Consider the following 18,906-nt stretch of genomic DNA (forward strand, 5'->3'; position numbering starts at 1 on the left):
CCGTCACGAATATCAGCCACGTAATGAGTACGGATTTGTATCAAGCGTAAAAAACCCCATGCCTCAGCACAGGGTTATTCAAATCAAGAACACGGCTCAGCCAACAGCCCGTAATGTTGCCGTGCTGTCATGTCCACGCACCAGTGGCAATACCTCCTCACCAACCCGGTAAGCCTCTTCCAGGTGTGGAGTACTGGCAAGAATAAAGGCGTCAGCTCCCAGGCGAACCAGATCATCCAGCCTTTCCGCTACTTGTTCATAGCTTCCGACAATACCCTGAGTCTGGCCGCCACGCAGCAGGCTCAAACCAGACCAGACATTGGGATGGATGATGAAATCACGGTAATCATTAAGCTCTTTTGGCGCATTGCCACGCTGGCGGCTAGCCCCAACGGAATCTCCGGCCTGCTCGGCAAAACGCTTGTAGCGCTCGCGTGCGGCGCCATCAAGATTTTCAAATCCACGCCGAACTTCACGCCAGGCTTCCTCTTCTGTCCTGCGTGCAATGATATCCACGCGCACTGCGCATTTAATCTTGCGCCCCAACGCGGCAGTACGCTCTTTGACACGATCGAACTTATCCCGCAACTGATCAAAAGGCTCCAGCCATGATAGGTAATAATCTGCATGTTTTGAAGCTGAGGCCAGCGCCGCATCGGAAGAGCCAGAAAAATAGATTTCCGGGAAATCCTGCCCCAGCAACTGGACAGGCAACGCTGCATTTTCCACCTGGTAGAATTTTCCCTGATAGGAAAACTCTCCTCCTTTCCAGACGCCGCGCAAGATATCAAGAAACTCAGTAGTACGGGCATAGCGGTCATCATGCGGCGCCACATCCCCCCACCACAACTGGGCAGGCCCGCCCCCGCCAGTAATGACGTTGTAAAGTGCACGACCTCCTGTTGCCCGCTGCAAGCTGGCTGTCATTCTGGCTGCCACAACCGGATTGAGAAAGCCCGGCTGGAACGCGATCATGAAACGGAAGGTACTGGTTTCACGCGCAAGGAAGGAAGAAATGGCCCATGGCTCATCGGTCATGGGGAAGGAAGGAATCAAGCCACCTTGAAAGCCCGATATCTCAGCGGCACGTGCCACTTCTGCAATATAATCCAGGTTGGTAAAACCATCATCATGACCGCCACTCAAGCCTTTGTGCACTACGTGGTCACCATGTTGCTGTGACCAGTCGCCACGGTGGTGTAACTTGTTGCGCAGAGAGCTGGGCTCTCCATGAGTGGGAATTCTCCAGAAAACATCAATTGTCATTTTTCACTCCTTTTCAGGCTGCGCGCTGGTTGGCGCTGTTGATCAGGTGTCGCAGTCCAGGCAAGACATTCTCGCCGACACGATAGGCTTCTTCCAGGCTGGGTACCGCTCCCAGGCTGAAATGGTTGACCCCAGCCGTGGCATAGGCAGCCAGTTGAGCGATAACCTGCTCATAACTACCAACCAGCGTGGCATCTGCGCCGGTAGTCGAGGTCGTCAGGCCTGCCCATAATCCGGCATGCTGCAATTGCGTGCCCTGCCCGCTCTGCTCCGCATAGCGACGAGCATCAAAGACCGCCTCCTCCTCACTTTCCCGGGCCAGCACATCAATACGCAGCCCGAAATCCACCTGACGTCCGGCTTGAGCAGCGTACTGCTCCAGCCTGCCAGCCAACAACCGAACATCCTCCAGCGGTAGCGCATTGAATACATGCACATCGGCAAGACGGGCCGATAACTTCAAGGCAGCTTCATCGGAGCCTGAAAAATACACCGGTGGTACCTTCTGCCCTGATAATGGTCCCTGAAATCCACCTTGCAATACCTGGAAAAAACGCCCGTTGAAGTCGTAGCCTGTAGTAGTGATCACATTGCGTGCCACCGTGACAAACTCATCAATACGAGGATAAAGCCCTTCTTCCTCAACAAAGTCACCTTGCCTGCGGCGTGCTGCAGCATTCGGCTGCACAGTCACTTTCCAGGCAAAACGCCCACCAGTAAAACGCTGGAAACTGACCGCATTCTTGGCTGCATAAACAGCAGAACCACGACTGGCATCAAACTCGGTCAATACAGTCAGGTTCCTGCTTGCACGACTGACGTAGCCCGCAACAATCCAGGATTCTTCCCCTTCCGGATCATTGCGTATCTCTATGCCATCGAAGTGTGCCAGCTCGACAGCCCTGGCTACCTGATGCAAATAATCGAAATAATTGAAATTCCTGTCCCGTGGATCAGTTACTCCCGGCAGAAAATAAGCGTCATCCGTGGTACGTTCCCCGCGAATCCGCTGCTGCGCATCGGCATAACGGCCATCACCTGCGGTAGGCAACAACCAGAAAAATTGGGCGCTCATGCATGGTCTCCTGCAATACTGAATAGTATTTATCTGTCGCAGAAATCGTGCCACACACCAACAGGAATGCAATGTAATAGATACTTTCTATCTATTACATTGTTTATATTGAATATTACCTAAATTACCCCAGTACAAAAGCTGGAACACCTTCAGCAGCATCTGTTGAATTCAGGACACCAGCATTGAAATCACTGTTTGTTTTTATCCATCTGCACAGAACCCAACACCCATGCAAACAGTAAAATCCAGTAAAGAGTGTGTGTGATTGAACGCGCCATCATGCAGGTAACTGGTTGCGCTGCAGCATCTCCGGTAGCAGCCGCATGCTGTCGAATACCTGAGCTGCTCCGGCTTCCAGTAAACGGCTCGCACTCATGGTACCGGTATAGGCATAGACTTGCATGCCGGCTGCAACAGCCGCGGTCACACCTACATCCGTATCTTCGATCACCAGGCAGGCAGAAGGTAGGTGCCCCATATCAGCAGCAGCCTGCAAATAAACATCCGGTGCCGGTTTGGGTTTGCCCATATCTGCCGCGCTGAATACCTGTCCGTCGAAATAGGCTGATAATCCTGTAATTTCCAGCATTTCGTGTATTTTTTCCGCCCTGCTGTTGGAAGCAACACAATGAGGCAATTGCAGTTGCTGCAATACCTCCCTGATACCTTCTACGGGCTTCAGGTGCTGCCTCAATGCTGCATCACGCCTGGGTCTGTAACGAGCAAGAAAATCCTGTCTCGGTTCACGACCATAAATCCCCGCAATCATTTTCATACATTGATCCAGTGAACGGCCGACAAAATGGCGCGCCATATCCTCCATGCGAGCAGGAATAGCGTCTTCATTCAGCACATCAACAAACACCTGATTGGTGATCTTTTCACTATCAACCAATACACCATCACAATCAAAAATCACCAACTCACGGTCAGGCATGGCTTCCTCGTTACCTATATCAAGCGCAGCATCATGCCTGAAAGCGAAAACTCATGCATCTATGCCTTGCCTTCACCATCCAGCCTGCCATCATTTTGCCATTGCAACAGAATGGATCAGGCAACATCCTCCAGATAGCGGCCGCTGTAGGCCTTGGAAGGATCCAATAGCCCTGTACGCTTCCACTGTACTTCCAGTGCGCCTGGCGTATACAGCTGCGCGCCACCGATCTGTTCGGCTATTGCCTGATAGCGGGCAGCCTCTTCCACGAACAGGATCAGCTCGGAAGTCCGGATAATGCCCCTACCCCAGAAGTTGACACCACCATTAGACTCCAGCAGTGCTGGCGGCGGCGCCAGTTCAGGATATTTATCCAGCCGCTCCCGGATGATATCAAGCACAGTACGGGTGCGATCCAGATGATTGGGAATCTCACGCGCCAGCAAATGACGGGCCGCCGCAACATAAAGAATGGGGAACGGCTTATGCGCCAGTGACCATGCTGAGAGGAAATTGGTATGCACATGAATGGCAGTATCCGCATCCAGCCGCGACTCATTCAGGATATGGTGCTTTTCATCGGAAAAGCTGGTGATATTGATCGTGGGCGCCTGATCCCTTGCCAATCCACCCGGAAAGCGGATATGCAACAGCTTGTCGTGACCGGGAATGCGGTGGGTAATATGAAATATCAGGCTGGCTGACAGAGTACGGTTCTCACGCAAGGTATTGAAAGCATGTATTGCGTCTGCCTTGGCATCTTCTATGTAAGAAATCAGATCGATTTCTGATAAAGCGTCACTCATTGCAATGTCTCCTTAAACTTGGATTGAATCCTCCTGGCCCTGGAAACCGATGTGTCCCAGCCGCATGCCAGTTGGCCCTAATGATTCATTGCAAGCTACATGCCAATATATCCCATCCCCTTAAATATAAAAAATAATCAATTATTATCAAATAACTACATATATATTCAAATGTAATTTATTAATATTTGAAACTGTGTGCCAGATGTTTAAATTTCAGCATATGCCTGGCTAACAACACTAACCTACAAGCAAATTTCCTTTGTCTGGTGAATTCTGGACAGGTATCTGCAAGATGCTTCAAAACAAACAGGTTCTGTTGCGGGCACGTCTTTACCGCTGTTGGTTTATAAACAAATATATTGGTTCTTCTTGTGTCATAAAAATAAATTTTATTACAAATCAAATAGTTAAAATAAACCAACAAACTGGCATGTTTTCTGCGAACAGATGGCTATCTCACTGTATGTGAGCCCGTCTTAATCTGATTGCAGGAATGAATATGCCAAAACATGAAAAAACTTCTTTTGCATTTATCCGTAAACCCCTGACACATGCTGTCGCCGCTACATTCGCAGGAAGCCTAGCATTTGCTGTTGCACAGGCGGCAGAGGATAGTGCCAAGGAAAACATTAATACTTCCGCGGAATCTGACGCGGACGGTATCACGCAAGCACGCCCCAAAGAAGTTGAATCCTCGTTAGGCAGCGTAGTAGTAACAGCGCAACGTCGTGAAGAAAATGCGCAGGAGGTTCCTACAGCCATTTCAGTACTGGGTGGCGATGATTTGCAGGAGCGTGGTGTTGGACGCTCGGCCGGGGAAATCCTCAACAACGTACCCAACTCATCTGCCGGTACTATCCAAAATGGTCGTCCTCGCTGGTGGATCCGTGGCGTAGGTGCAGGACAGCAGCAGCTGGACTTCCCCAACCCAATTGGTTTTTATATTGACGATGTATTCATCAGTAACGCCAGCGCTACCGGCATCCCTATTTTCGATCTGGAGCGTGTAGAAGTATTGCGTGGGCCACAGGGCACCTTGTGGGGCAAGAACACCACAGGTGGTGCTGTGAATATTGTGTCCAAGAAACCAACTTTTTCCGACAAACCTGAAGGATACGTCAAGGCAGATTACGGCAGTTTTGGCGACAAAGTCATTCAGGGGGCGATCGGCGGCACCATTGTGGATGAGCGCATCGCAGGTCGTATTTCTTTTTACAATCAGGATCTGGATGGCCGCTTCAAGAACCAGTTCAATGGCAAAACTGCCGGGGCTGTCGATGACGCTGTTATCCGGGGCCAGTTGCTGTTCTCGCTGACGCCTGACCTTGACGCTTTGCTGAATGTCTATCATCGCAAATACAAGACAGATGGCAATGTAGGCACTGTCAAAAGCAATAGTGCCACCGGTGTATTCCGCGATGGTTATATCCCCAGCACGGATATCAATCATGTCAGCAGCAATGCAGAGGACAGCAACGAGGTCACGCAAAATGGTATTTCGCTCAATGTAAACTGGCAACTGGGCAAACTCACTCTGACCTCTATCACAGCATTTGCCAATTACAAGCAGGAAACCCTGAGCGACTCGGACAATACCCCTCTGGAAATCGGACGCGGCTATACCGATGCAAAAAGCCATCAATGGAGTCAGGAATTCCGCCTGGCTTCTCCACGTGAAGACCGCTGGAACTGGCTCACGGGCTTCTTCTATTTCAAGGAAGATATTGATTCATACACTGCCGCGGCACGCTTGCCAGATGGCGCGACTCCGCAATTGCCAGGCTCATCACAAGCTGTTTCATTCAACAGCACGGATTTGTCCCACAAAACAGAAAGCTATGCCATTTTCGGCAGCACTACCTATAGCTTCACTGACAAATTCGACGTCACGCTTGGTGCCCGCTGGACCACGGAAGAAAAGGAATATGATCTCAACCGCCTCAACAATGGCAACGCAGCATCCTGGTCTGACTATGCTCAATGGTGGAATAACTACAACGGTAACTACGGTGACGTCGGCACATTCAGCGATAGCCGCAGCAAGCGCTGGAATGCCTTTACCTATGACATCACGCCCCAATTCAAGATCAGCGATACGCAACGGGTCTACTTCAAGTTCTCACGCGGCATCAAGTCTGGCGGCTATAACACTGCTGCAGCCAACCCGCTGGCGCTCAATACGCTGAAACCGGAAGAGCTCAACGTCTATGAAATCGGTTACAAGTCAGAATGGCTGGATGGTCGCCTCAACTTCAATGCCAATGCTTTCTACTACGACTACAGCAACGTGCAAGTCAACGTGGTAGGCACTAATCTATCCGTACCGATTTCCTACCTGCAGAATGTGGAAAAAGCCAGCGTCAAGGGTGCGGAATTTGAACTTGAGGCCTTACCCACTACCAATTTGCACCTGAATGCCAATATAGGCTTGCTCAAGACCGAGTTTGAGAAATTCGACGTGCAGAACGGTGGCGGCAACTATGACGGTAACGAATTCGTACGCGCCCCTCACCTCACTGCCCAGGTTGCCGCGCGCTACCGCATCCCGCTCAACAACGGCAACCAGCTGGTGCTTTCAGCAGACGCGCGCTACCAAGGCAAACAATACTTTTTTGTCGTTCCACAGGATAACGACCTGCTGAATCAAGATCCTTACACCCTGGTAAATGCAAGAGTGACCTACAGCACCCAAGGTGACAAGGTAGAGCTGACTGCCTACGTCAACAACCTGTTTGACAAGGAATACCGTTATCACGCCCTGCCTGCCAGCAATGCCACTGGCAACACCGTGTACTGGGGCAATCCAAGAACTATCGGCGCCTCCCTGACTTTCAGGTTCTAACTATTCGGTGAGCCGCAGCCTCAAGGCTCATACACAATCCCGGCCTGACAATTCATTGTCAGGCCGCTTATTTTTCCGACCTGCCAGCATCCCAGCTTTTCCCCATATCGTTGCTTTCTGCCTGATGGCAAACATGTTGATATCCAGACAGTGCCTCCTGTTGCTGCTTGAACATCAATATTTAATCTGTATTATTAAAATAATTTTTTAATTATTTGATTAATATAAATTAATTACAATTAATACTTTGTGGCACAAAACATGCAGATTGTAAAACTCCATCCTATTCTATTACAGGTCAACACCCCAAGGAGATTACCGATGTCATCAGAAAACCTGAACACTACGCCGATAGATACCCTCTGGTACACCCGCTGCCCAGTACCGACTCCACTTGGCTTGGCCGCCCGCCAGGACTGGTTTACACAGGAGTTCCAGCCAGACAACATCACTATCAACACCTTGCAGGAGACACGTGATCCTGCGCTGCGTGAATCCCATTATGATCACAAGCTGCCGCACTCCTTCCGCCAGGGAGGCAATGTCCCGGCGATCTGGGCAAAAGCAAATGGCGCTGATACCAAGGTCATCGGCCTCAACTGGATTGATGAGGCACAACTGATCCTCGCGCTGCCTACTGCCGGAATCAAGGAACCCCAAGACCTCAAAGGCAAGAGAATTGCCCTGCCACGCAACCACATCAGCATTGACCATCAGCGTGCCAGTGCACTGCGTGGCATCATTGTCACCCTGGATACCGCCGGGCTGACGTCAAAAGATATTGAGCTGATTGACCTGGAAATACCGCAGCCAGACGGTGATTCAGGCTGGAGCAGTGGTACTCGCGCTGCCTACAGCACAGAACTTGAAGCGCTCAAGAACGGCAAGGTCGATGTCATTTTCACCAAAGGCGCCCGAGGCGTTGAAGTTGCCGAAGCCAATGGCCTCACGGTGATCTACGATGTCCGCCATCATCCAGATCCCAAAGTGCGGGCCAACAATGGTGCCCCTCGCCCGATCACTGTGGATAGTGAGCTCCTGCGCAAACGCCCCGACCTGGTGATCCGCTTCCTGCGCCGGATCGTGGATGCGGGCAAATGGGCTGCTGCACATGAAGCAGAAACAGCAGCCTACATTGCCAAAGAGTCAGGCTCCACTACTGACTATGTCCACAAGGCTTATGGACATGATATTCACCTGCACCAGGGCACCAGCCTGAATCCTGACCTCATTCAGGCTCTTGAGGGTTATAAGGATTTCCTGCTGGAATGGGGATTCATCAACACTGATTTTGATGTCAATGCATGGATAGATCCTGCGCCTCTGGCAGAAATACTGGGCAACTCTATACAACTGGCTGCATAGTGCATATAACAATAATGTATAACTAAATTACCTCTAATATGTTTTAATTAGGGCTGTTACTTGACAGAATAAAGTGACAGCCCTATTTATTCCAGATGGCCTGTGGATGATCATAAAGACAGGCCATGACAGTTCAGGGTTGAATAATCAACAGGAGGTCTCAACATGGCAACACTACGCTTGGGCGATACTGCGCCCGATTTCACCCAGGATTCAAGCATTGGTCCAATTTCCTTCCACAATTGGCTGGGAGATAGCTGGGCCATTCTGTTTTCTCATCCCGCAGACTATACGCCGGTATGCACCACCGAGCTTGGAGCAACCGCCAAACTGGCTGAAGAGTTCAAGAAACGTAATGTCAAGGCTATCGCACTTTCAGTAGACCCAGTGGAGTCACACAAAGGCTGGATCGTTGATATCAACGAAACCCAGAATACAGAAGTCAACTTCCCTATCATTGCCGATGCTGATCGCAAGGTATCAGAGCTGTATGACCTGATACACCCCAACGCCAGCACCACAGCCACTGTGCGTTCGGTATACATCATCGACCCGAACAAGAAAATCCGCCTGACGCTGACCTACCCAGCCAGCACTGGCCGCAACTTCAATGAGTTGTTGCGCGTCATCGACTCACTACAACTGACTGAGTATCACAGTGTAGCGACACCTGCTGACTGGAAAGATGGTGATGATGTCGTCATTGCGCCTTCGATCAAGGATCCAGAAGTGCTCAAGCAGAAGTTCCCCAAGGGTTATAAGGAAGTGAAGCCCTACCTCAGGCTTACTCCGCAACCGAACAAGTAAATCTGCCGTATCCGATGCCCGCTCATGCGGGCATCTGCATTTCCCATGTAAGCCCATACAACCTGCACATGGCAAAGCGGGCAATTGATTCAAAAAGGAAAATTCACAGATAGTAAAATCGGGGCAAAACAGATGACAAAAATCTGACATTTCTTTGCAGAAAACAGTTGACCGCACCCCTGCCAGCCCAGTATAGTAGCGCCTTCATCGATTCCCCGATAGCTCAGTCGGTAGAGCAACGGACTGTTAATCCGTGTGTCCCTGGTTCGAGCCCAGGTCGGGGAGCCAGATAAGAAAAGGCCCGCAATTTTGCGGGCCTTTTTGTTACGCTCTGTCCGTACTCATTACTTCGACACATCATGCATCATCCTGGAGTTTTCTTGTGTCAGTATCATTTGATATATTGCATAGAAACACTTGATCTCATGACTCTGCTCGTGCCATGAGTAGACTAACACCTCTCGACACATGATATATCTGAACATTTTCCTTGTCGCTTTCCTGGCATTTGCCTTGAGCATGATTTGCGGAGGCGGTGCCGGACTGCTGCTGATCCCGATCCTGGGTTATGTCCTACCTGCTGCCCAGGTGCCTGCCGCCCTTTCCATTGGGACATCCGTCAGCTCCATCACCAAGCTCCATCTGTTCTTCCGGCAAATCAACTGGAACATCGTGAAACACTTCCTGCCGTTCGCATTGCCCGGAGTGTTGGTAGGCGCATGGCTATTGAGTTACCTGGCCCCAATGTATATAGAGTTATGCATGGCGATATTTCTTGTATCCAACTTGCCTTATATATTCAAGACAGAATCCGCAACGCTTCAGGACAAACCTGCATTCTCAAACCATACGCTCAGGTTCATCGGCTTCCTGGCCGGGTTTATCTCCGCCTTGACTGGTGCTGTGGGTGTCTTGTTCAACCGGGTATATCTACGTTACGGGCTGACAAAGGAGCAGATAATTGCTACCCGTGCGGCCAATGAAATCATCCTGCATATTGTCAAATTATGCTTATATGCCTCGTTCGGCCTGTTTACGCTGCAAGCATTCTATATCGGCATGCTGGTTGCAGTGGCCGCCATTGCTTCCACTTACCTGATGAAGTATGTCCTGCCTAATATCTCCATCAAGTTATTCAGCAAGATTGGTTACAGCGCCATGGTGTTATCCGGCGTGTTGCTGCTGAATAGCGCTGTGGTAAGGATCCAGGCGGCTCATAACCCCAACATTGATCTCATCAGGGTATCAAAAGGTTACGACGCCAAATTCAATTGGGATGACTTGGTCTACTCCATTGAATTCAAATATGGCGAGGGCTTCGAGTTCGAGAAAATCATCCCTTTCTCAAGCTTGAATCAGGCACGACAGGCCCACGTACTCTCGCAAGATGTGGGAGCTGCAAAGATTGTCATTGAGAAAGTCTATGCCTTGAGAAAGATTTCGTACGAGGCATATTATTACGACCACAACGATCAGTTAATCAGGAAAATCAAGTTCCCCTGACCTTGTAAACAATAAAGGCCTGCACGCATGCAAGCCTTTTAAGGAGAGAGTGGACAAAATTACCGCTCAATGCACACCCTCATCAATCGCCGATTGGATGATGTCATCAGTGAAAGGTGTGCCGGCAGCCCGCAAGGCAATGACAAGATCATCGACTTCATGCACCTTCATGGAATCATCTGTTGCGATTAGTTGGTTATATTCTTTTTCACTCATGATTAGCTCCTTTGCAGTATGTCGAAACATCATAGACAGGCCAGATGAAGAGGATATGACAACTGATCATCAAGCACTGGTTTAAATCAAGCACAAGTTGTGCCAATACGGCATTTTCATCTCCATGACTCCTGGATCCTGCTGTACAATCGTCCATGATTCCGACACCCTCCTTCTGCCATCATGCTGCCTGTTTACGTTCTGATAGACCTTGAGACCACAGGCGCAACGCCTGATAAAGACAGGATTACGGAAATCGGCCTGATCCGTTATGAAGACGGAATTGAGGTCAGCCGCTGGCAGACATTGATCAATCCTGAAATACCCATTTCCTCATTCATTGAAGGCATTACCGGCATCAGCAATGCCATGGTACATGACGCTCCACTGTTCCAGGATGTCGCCAATGAACTACTTTCTCACCTGCAAGGTGCAGTTCTGTGCGCACATAATGTGCGCTTCGACCATGGTTTCCTGAGACGTGAATTCAAGCGGCTAGGCATCACGCTGCAACTGCAGGCGCTGTGCACCATCAAGTTGTCGCGCCTGCTCTATCCGGTGCATAAAAGCCATGGACTGGACGCCATTATCAACAGGCATGCCATCCATTGTGAGGCCAGGCACCGTGCCATGGGAGATGTCGAGGTCGTGGCAGAGTTCCTGCGCATTGCCGCTGCAGAACATGGCATGGAACATTTGCGAAATACTGCAGCGACACTGCTCCAGCATCAGTCGCCACCTGCCGACATTCACGCAAGGTTGATGGACGAGATGCCGGAAAGCCCAGGTGTATATTGTTTCCATGGTGAAAACAGTTTGTCGCTCTATGTAGGGAAAAGTACCAACATCCGGCGCAAAGCCATGTCGCATTTCAATGGAGAACATGTGCGGATACACAAGGTGCGTATTACCCAGGCAATCCAGGACATCACATGGACAGCCACTGCAGGCGAATTTGGTGCGGCATTACTGGAGGCAAACCTGGTCAGGCAACATCATCCCATCCATAATCGTTTTCACACCCACCAGCTGTACACATGGCATCTGGCCAGCGCAGCAGAGCAGCTCCCCTTGCTGAAACTGGTCACATTGGATGATATGACGCCCGAGATGTCAGGCCAATTTTATGGGGCATACCGTAGCATCCGACAGGCCACGGCTGCCCTGCGCCAGATGGCGGAAGCACACAGCTTGTGTCCGCAATGGTTGGGGTTGGAAGATAGTGATGGCCCCTGCTTTGCAGCACCGCTCAAGCGTTGCAAAGGCGTATGCTGTGGCAGGGAAGCACCCACATTGCACTATTTACGCCTGCAACAGGCGTTGATCAATCAACAGTTGAAGCCATGGCCTTACCCAGGAAAAATCGGTATCCGCGAGCCAGGCTCCGGACATGACAAGACTGACATACATATCTTCGACCACTGGTGCCATCTGGGAACGGTGGATAACATCAGCGACCTGGAGCAGTTAGGTGATACCAAGGCAACATTGCAATTCGATTTCCAGGTTTACAAACTGTTATTGAAGGAGCTGAGCAAGCCCTGTGTGCAATTGCTTCATCTCTAGAACTCCTGCCCCGCTTCATAGGCGCGATACAAGGCTGCATAATGTCCGCCTTGCTGCATCAAGTCCGTGTGCATTCCCTGTTCTACTACCTGCCCGTCGCGGATCACGGCAATACGATCAGCATCACGGATAGTGGCCAAACGGTGTGCAATAATAATGGCAGTTCTACCCTCGCATAGTTGACGTAATGCATGCTGGATCTTGCGCTCGGTCTGGATATCCACGGCAGAAGTCGCCTCATCCAGGATCAGGATGGCAGGATCAGCCAGATAGGCGCGTACCAGGCACACCAGTTGGCGCTGCCCATGACTCAGGTGAGATCCCAGGGCACCAACTTCAGTATGATAGCCATGCGGCAGGCGGCTGATAATCTCATGCACGCCCAATGCTCCAGCCGCCGCAACCAGTTCAGTCTCACTGGCTTTAGGCCTTGCCAGGCGCAGGTTATCGAGGATGCTGCCACTGAACAGCACATTATCCTGCAGGACAACACCCACATGGCGGCGCAGCTCATGCTGGGCCAATGTCCTGACATCTTTACCATCAACCAGCACCGCCCCACCCTGCACTTCATAAAAACGTGTCAGCAATTGCACCAGCGTACTCTTGCCATGCCCGGTCGGGCCAACAATAGCCAACACCTCGCCAGCTTCGACCTTGAGGTTCAGGTGGCGTATGACCGGATTTTCACCGTGAGGATGATATGAAAACACCACATCACGGAACTCCACATTGCCCCCCACATTCGATAATGATGCGGGGGATGATGCATCGCGGATTTCAGGCTGAGTATCCAACAACAGGAAAATACGCTGGGCCGAAGCCACGCCATTGATATAGCGCTCGAATAAATCCCCCAGTTCCTGCAACGGGCCAAGAAACATGAAGACATAGAACATGCTGGCTGCCATCTGCCCAAAGCTGATATGTCCCAGGGCAACTTCACGTCCGCCGAATACGATGAGCAGCATCATGCCCAGGGTAGTCAGTATTCCGGTGAAATGAGAGAACCAGCCGGCCATCAGGGTATTACGGATCAAGGCATTGATGAAATCCTCGATCAACAGCCGGTAGCGCTGACGGTTACTTGCCTCCTGCACAGCCTGCTTGATCAGGCGCACACCGGCAACTGTTTCCACCAGGTGAGCAGTGAAGCGGGCGCGATTCTCAGCCACGCGTGCATAATTGCTCTGGGCCAGATGCTTGAACAGCCAGGTTGCCGCCAGCAACAGCGGGATCACCGATGCCAGGCTGAGAAACAGCACAGGCGATGTCAGCCAGAGTAGTATGCCGGCCACCACACTACGTAACAAGGCCGAGAGCAGCTCCGGCGGCCCCTGGATCATCAAGGGTTCAAGGCTGTCCACATCACGGTCAATACGCGAGACGATGCGCCCGGATTTGGTACGGTCAAAATATCCCACGCTCAGATGCTGTACGTGATTGAACACGCTGACCCGTAATCCGTTGAGTACCCGAATGGCAGCCGAACCGGACAGGAACTGTGACAGCCCGGCCAGGCCAAAACGCCCGGCCCAGGACACTATCATGCCAACCAACGCCCAGAGCATGATATGTGTGTTCAAGTGATACAGCCCTTCCAAACTCCTGACCATCCCATGGTCAATCACCTGCTCAATCAGGTAAGGCCTCAGGAATATCAATGCCACGAGCACAATCTCAGCCACAATAGCACCAATGACAAAATGCCTGACCGGGCGTAGCAGCGGCAATAACCGCCAGAACATGCCACGCTGCAGTTTCTGTCTGGCCAGCATTTCTTCCAGTTCGATATCAGACATGACACGCAAGGCAGGTGATTTATCCATGGCCATGTTCCACTCCCAGTAATTGCCGGTACTCAGCGTTTCCCGTTACCAGGTCGGCATGCGTTCCTTCGGCCACAATCCTGCCACCGGACAGCATCAATACCCGGTCAGCCAGCAGAATGGTGGATAGCTTGCTGGCAATCATCAGCACCGAAACAGCCTGGCCATTTTCATCGGACAGGCTGCGGATATTGTTGAGCACGGTTCTCTCGGTCACTGCATCCAGCGCGCTGGTCGCATCATCCAGCACCAGGATGGCAGGCTTGCTGATCAATGCCCGGGCCAGGCATATGCGTTGCCGTTGTCCTCCTGAAAGCGTAATACCTCGATCCCCAATACGGGTTTCCAACCCATGCTCCAGGCGATCCAGCACTTCATTGGCTGATGCCAGGTGCAATGCCCACAATAACTCCTCCTCCGTAGCAGAGGGAGCTGCGAGCCGCAGGTTGGCCGCCAGTGTGTCAGAAAAAAGAAAACTCTCCTGAGGCACGACATGGATTGCGCGCCTCAAGCTATCCAACCTGAACTCCCTTATTTCATGCCATTCATCTTCCGCGCCAAGTGTGATCGTGCCATGGCTGGCATCCACCAGCCTGGGTAACAGGCTTGCCAGCGTACTCTTACCCGACCCTGTTGCTCCTACCAGTGCCACAATCTCCCCTGGCTTCAATTCAAGGCTGCAATCCTGCAATATCAGGTTGCCTCCGCCAGGCGGCGCTACATTGATATGCTGCATACGCACGCCGAGGGCTCGACCTGCAACCACATCCCGAGTGCCATCTGCAATTTCAGGCACTGCATCCAGTAGTTCCCAGATGCGTGCAGCGGATGATCGTGCATCGGCAAACACCTGTATCACACGTCCGACTCCCTCCACGCGGAAAACCAGTGTGGTGGACATCAGCAATGCTGCTACCAGCTCCCCGTAATTCAGGTGCTGGTCGGCGACCAGATAGGCCCCGATGCCCAGCACCCACACCTGCCCCAACCCGACGATGAATTGTGGAAGCGGGATGCGACTGGCAGAGTAACGTAGTGCCTCCAGTGCCTGGCTCACAAAAAACTGCACATGCCGCTCAAATTTTCTGACTCGACTGGCTTCCAGGCCAAATGCCTTGATAACGCGCACACCGTTCACACCTTCGGTCAAGTCCTGGTTGACGTGATCAAAAGCCCTGCCCACAGCGCGATCAAGCTGCACCAGGTGGTCAGCCTGGCGGAACAGGATATAGAACCCCAGGCTAGTGAGCAGCAAGGGCCCCACACCCAGCCATGGGTGGTACCAGAAAAGAAAACCGATAGCGGCAGCCACGATGAATGCAGTGTCCACCACCTGCCGCCAGAAGCTGATCAGGGCATCGCGCAATTTGTCCGCATCACGGGTTGTACGCGTGACAATTTCCCCTGCACCGTGTAACCAGTGATAGGCAAGATCCAGACGCTGCACCTGGACCAGAATCATCTCGCGGAGATGACCCAGCAGATCCTGTTGGATCGTGAGGGATAGCCAGCCGACAAAATACATAACCAAGGCACGGCCAGAGGCAATGGCCACAATGACCATCAACCAATGTACGGCCATACTGATATCCAGCCCACCAGCGGCATCAATCACCACTGCTACACCACGCTCGACATCGTGCAATGCACGCGCAATCATGCCCTGCTGCCACACCAGCATCAGGTTGGCCAGTGCAAACAGTGCGGTCGACAGCAGGAAGCGTATCGGTGTACGACGATACAAGGACAAGCAACGCAATAAGGGATAGGAATGGAGTTTCACAATTTCACACACTATTATTTTTCATGCCACGAAGCCAGGCATGGTGACAGCGAGAACCCGTGGTCGAACGCTGTCAATTATTCAGGAACTGGATATATCAGCGCAGGTTGCGCCAGCGGAAGAAATAGCGCCCGGTACGCTGAATAATGAAATTCATCCCATACCCCAGGAAGCCTATCAATACTGTCAGCACAATCAGAATATCCATGCGTGAGGCAGCCTGGGCATTCATCATGATATTTCCCAGGCCCGCACCGGCACTGAAGAGAATCTCACTGCCTATGGTGGCAAGCCAGGCAAACGCCAGCGCGAATGAAACTCCAGTAAATATATTGGGCAAGGCTGCTGGCAGCAGGATTTTAAAAAAAGCCTGCCAGCGACTCAATTTGTAGACATCACCAACTTCCTTATACTTAACTTCAACCTGGTACAGGCTTTCATAAGTAGCCAGCACTAAAGGATAAAATGCCGACAGGCATACCACCACAAGCTTGGATGGGTCGCCATTACCCAGCCAGAGGCTGAATAAAGGCACCAGTCCCATCAGTGGTACCTGGCGCAGCATATGATAGAGTGGCCCGATAATGACATCTGCCACACGCCACTGAGTCATGATGATGCCGACAATAAATCCGGCAAATCCGCCAAGCAGCAAGCCAAGAAAAGCACGTTGCAGGCTGGCCACTATACCCTGCTGCAACTCACCGGTAGAAATGATTTCCACCAAGCCATGATAAATTTGTGGGATCGAGGCAAATGCATAGGCATGCTCCGCACTCTGGCGCGACATGCACTCCCAGATGAGAAGTAAGGCTATCGGGAACAGCCAGCCACGTCCGCTTTGCAGAAAACGATATCGAGATAAGCTTTGTGTTGTCATTTTCATGCCTTGCGCCAAGGTATCAGCCTGGCTTCCCCCCATTTAAATATCCTGTCGATGCCAAACCCGATGAGTCCGGTCAGCACCACACCCACCATCACCACATCAATGCGGAACATCTCTCGCCCCATCTGCATCATATGTCCCAAGCCGCTATCTGCCGCCAGCAGCTCTGCTGCAACCAGGATGGTCCATGATCTTGCAAAGGCAATGCGAAAACCTGTCAGCACCGGCAGCAAAATCGCCGGAATCACCACACTGGTATACAGTTTGCGCGCAGGCAGCTGATAAGCCTGGGCCACTTCAAAATAATGGCGGGGAATGCCTTTTGTCGATTCATAGGACGCCAGTGCAACGGTAAAGAATGCGGCCTTGACTACAATCGCAACCTTGAACACCTCCTCAATCCCGAATAGCAGGATGAAGATGGGAATCAAGGCAATGCTAGGTACCTGGCGCAATGCCTGGAATAAAGGAGCGAACAAGTCTTCTATGGTGCGAGACAAAGCCATGAGAATACCGAACAGCAAGCCCGAACTGGCGCCAATCAGGAATCCTGTACCCAGGCGAGACAAGCTGACTGACAGATGCTCCCATAATTCACCGGAATCCAGCAGCTCAAGGAAAGCAAGCAACACTGCATCTGGTGACACCAGCAACTGAGTGGGGAATATTTCCATCCTGCTCACCCACCACCATAGCAGTATGAATGCCAGAGGTGATAAAAATGCCACCAAGCGTAATTGGTTACGCCGGCGAAACACTGGATCGGCCTGGTTGATTCCCAGCGCAACCCTGATACCTATACTCATGAAGGACTCTTTCCTGCTAATCAATACCGGCTTTACTCTGCCTGGGTCAACACTGCAAGCTTGGTGATGCCAGCACGTTCAATGGCCGCCATGACTTTGGCAACCACACCATAGTTCACCGCTTCATCAGAACTCAGGTGCAGCGCCAGGTCTGGATTAGCAGCCTGACGAAGCTTCAATTCAGCTTCCAGTTGCGCGATCTCTGTTTCCTGCTTGTCCACAAACACCTTGCCTTCCGCATCCACGCTCACCGTTACCGGTTTTTTGGGTTCAGGTGGCTGAGTTGCAGCCGTTTTTGGCAGATTGACCGTAATGGCGTTGTTCAGGACCGGGATGGTGACGATAAATGCCACCAACAGCACCAGCATCACATCCACCAAAGGCGTGATATTGATTTCACTCAAGATTTCATCAGAGTCTGTACTAGTCGAAAACGCCATTATGCAAGCACCTCATTTTTCAGTTTAACGACAGAGGAAATGTTTTCCTGCGGCTTGTTGGATGACAGCTCAACAGGCTTGCTACCTGCAAAATTGGCTTTGCGGGACAATCGAATCAGGTCAGCCGCAAAATCATCCAGGTCACCGTTGATCAACTTCAGGCGGCGAGTGAAGAAGTTGAATGCCAATACCGCCGGTACCGCCACGGCAATACCCAAGCCAGTCGCAATCAGGGCTTCACCGATAGGCCCTGCCACAACTTCCAGGCTGGCAGAACCCAAGGCACCAATATTGGTCAGCGCATTCATGATGCCCCACACCGTGCCAAAGAGCCCCACAAACGGCGAAGTGCTGCCAATACTCGCCAATATCGCCAGACCACTATCCAGGCTGCGGCGCTCTTTCAATATCTGCTGGCGCAACGACCGCTCCAGCAGATCCTGACGCTCACCCGTGTGTTCCAGATCACTGGAAGCATGGTTATCTACCTCTCGCAGAGTATTGAACCCTGCCTGAGCCACTCTGGCTGCAGGGCCATCGATATCATGGATACCAGCTGCCACGATAATATTAGGAGCACTCCAGAAAGACTTCTTGTAACGCCGGGACTGGCTACTCGCACGCCAGTGCTGGAATCCCTTGACCAGCAACAGGGTCCAGGTCGTAATGGAAAACGCAATCAGTGCATATAGCACGCCATCCACCACCAGAGAATTGGATTCAGCAATATCTAGCATTTCTTTGTTCCTTCAATATTTGATTAAATAAGACTG

The 18,906-nt window shown here is 51.4% G+C and carries 16 protein-coding genes and 1 tRNA gene; 6 read left to right on the forward strand and 11 right to left on the reverse strand.

Going from position 1 to position 18,906, the window contains the following annotated elements; translation table 11 throughout:
* Positions 1-96: 96 nt before the first annotated feature.
* From CHB59_RS07065 to CHB59_RS07080, 4 genes are all read right to left on the reverse strand, one after another.
* The gene (locus CHB59_RS07065) at positions 97-1,266 is read right to left on the reverse strand and encodes an LLM class flavin-dependent oxidoreductase (RefSeq protein ID WP_089375527.1); all 1,170 of its coding nucleotides are present in this window, start codon (positions 1,264-1,266) and stop codon (positions 97-99) included.
* Positions 1,267-1,279: 13 nt separating this feature from the next.
* Positions 1,280-2,341: an LLM class flavin-dependent oxidoreductase gene (locus tag CHB59_RS07070; RefSeq protein WP_089375528.1), complete on the reverse strand. Its 1,062-nt coding sequence runs from the start codon at positions 2,339-2,341 to the stop codon at positions 1,280-1,282.
* A gap of 280 nt (positions 2,342-2,621) precedes the next feature.
* Positions 2,622-3,281 carry an HAD family hydrolase gene (locus CHB59_RS07075; RefSeq protein WP_089375529.1) on the reverse strand — a complete coding sequence of 220 codons (660 nt, stop codon included), beginning with the start codon at positions 3,279-3,281 and terminating at the stop codon, positions 2,622-2,624.
* Positions 3,282-3,397: 116 nt separating this feature from the next.
* Complete coding sequence (locus CHB59_RS07080) at positions 3,398-4,087, reverse strand: class II aldolase/adducin family protein (RefSeq protein ID WP_089375530.1); 690 nt, start codon at positions 4,085-4,087, stop codon at positions 3,398-3,400.
* A 502-nt stretch (positions 4,088-4,589) separates the two neighbouring features.
* Between CHB59_RS07080 and CHB59_RS07085 the strand changes: the two genes are divergently transcribed.
* The 5 genes from CHB59_RS07085 to CHB59_RS07105 all read left to right on the forward strand — a co-directional run bounded on the left by CHB59_RS07085 (position 4,590) and on the right by CHB59_RS07105 (position 10,607).
* Complete coding sequence (locus tag CHB59_RS07085) at positions 4,590-6,932, forward strand: TonB-dependent receptor (RefSeq protein ID WP_245835082.1); 2,343 nt, start codon at positions 4,590-4,592, stop codon at positions 6,930-6,932.
* A 321-nt stretch (positions 6,933-7,253) separates the two neighbouring features.
* Positions 7,254-8,297: an ABC transporter substrate-binding protein gene (locus CHB59_RS07090; protein WP_089375532.1), complete on the forward strand. Its 1,044-nt coding sequence runs from the start codon at positions 7,254-7,256 to the stop codon at positions 8,295-8,297.
* Positions 8,298-8,462: 165 nt separating this feature from the next.
* Positions 8,463-9,104, forward strand: coding sequence for a peroxiredoxin (locus CHB59_RS07095; RefSeq protein ID WP_089375533.1), 642 nt, complete (start codon positions 8,463-8,465; stop codon positions 9,102-9,104).
* 212 nt (positions 9,105-9,316) lie between these two features.
* Positions 9,317-9,392 (forward strand) — tRNA-Asn (locus CHB59_RS07100).
* A 180-nt stretch (positions 9,393-9,572) separates the two neighbouring features.
* On the forward strand, positions 9,573-10,607 hold the full coding sequence (locus CHB59_RS07105; protein ID WP_089375534.1) for a sulfite exporter TauE/SafE family protein: 1,035 nt from the start codon (positions 9,573-9,575) through the stop codon (positions 10,605-10,607).
* 66 nt (positions 10,608-10,673) lie between these two features.
* On the opposite strand, the gene CHB59_RS11745 is transcribed toward CHB59_RS07105, so the two are convergent.
* Entirely contained in the window at positions 10,674-10,823 is a 150-nt protein-coding gene (locus tag CHB59_RS11745; protein WP_179212103.1) for a hypothetical protein, read from the reverse strand.
* A 183-nt stretch (positions 10,824-11,006) separates the two neighbouring features.
* Between CHB59_RS11745 and CHB59_RS07110 the strand changes: the two genes are divergently transcribed.
* On the forward strand, positions 11,007-12,389 hold the full coding sequence (locus CHB59_RS07110; protein ID WP_089375535.1) for an exonuclease domain-containing protein: 1,383 nt from the start codon (positions 11,007-11,009) through the stop codon (positions 12,387-12,389).
* On the opposite strand, the gene CHB59_RS07115 is transcribed toward CHB59_RS07110, so the two are convergent.
* The 6 genes from CHB59_RS07115 to CHB59_RS07140 form a co-directional block, all read right to left on the reverse strand.
* Complete coding sequence (locus CHB59_RS07115; RefSeq protein WP_089375536.1) at positions 12,386-14,224, reverse strand: ABC transporter ATP-binding protein; 1,839 nt, start codon at positions 14,222-14,224, stop codon at positions 12,386-12,388. The genes CHB59_RS07110 and CHB59_RS07115 overlap by 4 nt on opposite strands.
* Positions 14,211-16,001 carry an ABC transporter ATP-binding protein gene (locus tag CHB59_RS07120; protein ID WP_089375626.1) on the reverse strand — a complete coding sequence of 597 codons (1,791 nt, stop codon included), beginning with the start codon at positions 15,999-16,001 and terminating at the stop codon, positions 14,211-14,213. Before CHB59_RS07120 ends, CHB59_RS07115 begins: the two co-directional genes overlap by 14 nt.
* 97 nt (positions 16,002-16,098) lie before the next feature.
* Complete coding sequence (locus tag CHB59_RS07125) at positions 16,099-16,923, reverse strand: ABC transporter permease (protein ID WP_245835083.1); 825 nt, start codon at positions 16,921-16,923, stop codon at positions 16,099-16,101.
* The gene (locus CHB59_RS07130) at positions 16,884-17,693 is read right to left on the reverse strand and encodes an ABC transporter permease (RefSeq protein ID WP_089375537.1); all 810 of its coding nucleotides are present in this window, start codon (positions 17,691-17,693) and stop codon (positions 16,884-16,886) included. Before CHB59_RS07130 ends, CHB59_RS07125 begins: the two co-directional genes overlap by 40 nt.
* A 32-nt stretch (positions 17,694-17,725) precedes the next feature.
* Complete coding sequence (locus CHB59_RS07135; RefSeq protein ID WP_089375538.1) at positions 17,726-18,133, reverse strand: ExbD/TolR family protein; 408 nt, start codon at positions 18,131-18,133, stop codon at positions 17,726-17,728.
* Entirely contained in the window at positions 18,133-18,870 is a 738-nt protein-coding gene (locus CHB59_RS07140; RefSeq protein WP_089375539.1) for a MotA/TolQ/ExbB proton channel family protein, read from the reverse strand. The genes CHB59_RS07135 and CHB59_RS07140 overlap by 1 nt, the downstream gene beginning before the upstream one ends.
* Positions 18,871-18,906: the final 36 nt, after the last annotated feature.

It is taken from the genome of Methylobacillus rhizosphaerae, assembly GCF_900187985.1.
Taxonomy (GTDB): domain Bacteria; phylum Pseudomonadota; class Gammaproteobacteria; order Burkholderiales; family Methylophilaceae; genus Methylobacillus; species Methylobacillus rhizosphaerae.

Bases quoted from the DNA above. Each gene is read 5' to 3' on its own strand.
- CHB59_RS07135 (WP_089375538.1), bottom strand. From the start codon at position 18,133: ATGGCGTTTTCGACTAGTACAGACTCTGATGAAATCTTGAGTGAAATC.
- CHB59_RS11745 (WP_179212103.1), bottom strand. From the start codon at position 10,823: ATGAGTGAAAAAGAATATAACCAACTAATCGCAACAGATGATTCCATG.
- CHB59_RS07125 (WP_245835083.1), bottom strand. From the start codon at position 16,923: ATGGGGGGAAGCCAGGCTGATACCTTGGCGCAAGGCATGAAAATGACA.
- CHB59_RS07090 (WP_089375532.1), top strand. From the start codon at position 7,254: ATGTCATCAGAAAACCTGAACACTACGCCGATAGATACCCTCTGGTAC.
- CHB59_RS07110 (WP_089375535.1), top strand. From the start codon at position 11,007: ATGCTGCCTGTTTACGTTCTGATAGACCTTGAGACCACAGGCGCAACG.
- CHB59_RS07140 (WP_089375539.1), bottom strand. From the start codon at position 18,870: ATGCTAGATATTGCTGAATCCAATTCTCTGGTGGTGGATGGCGTGCTA.
- CHB59_RS07115 (WP_089375536.1), bottom strand. From the start codon at position 14,224: ATGGCCATGGATAAATCACCTGCCTTGCGTGTCATGTCTGATATCGAA.
- CHB59_RS07065 (WP_089375527.1), bottom strand. From the start codon at position 1,266: ATGACAATTGATGTTTTCTGGAGAATTCCCACTCATGGAGAGCCCAGC.
- CHB59_RS07075 (WP_089375529.1), bottom strand. From the start codon at position 3,281: ATGCCTGACCGTGAGTTGGTGATTTTTGATTGTGATGGTGTATTGGTT.
- CHB59_RS07105 (WP_089375534.1), top strand. From the start codon at position 9,573: ATGATATATCTGAACATTTTCCTTGTCGCTTTCCTGGCATTTGCCTTG.
- CHB59_RS07095 (WP_089375533.1), top strand. From the start codon at position 8,463: ATGGCAACACTACGCTTGGGCGATACTGCGCCCGATTTCACCCAGGAT.
- CHB59_RS07070 (WP_089375528.1), bottom strand. From the start codon at position 2,341: ATGAGCGCCCAATTTTTCTGGTTGTTGCCTACCGCAGGTGATGGCCGT.
- CHB59_RS07080 (WP_089375530.1), bottom strand. From the start codon at position 4,087: ATGAGTGACGCTTTATCAGAAATCGATCTGATTTCTTACATAGAAGAT.
- CHB59_RS07085 (WP_245835082.1), top strand. From the start codon at position 4,590: ATGCCAAAACATGAAAAAACTTCTTTTGCATTTATCCGTAAACCCCTG.
- CHB59_RS07130 (WP_089375537.1), bottom strand. From the start codon at position 17,693: ATGAGTATAGGTATCAGGGTTGCGCTGGGAATCAACCAGGCCGATCCA.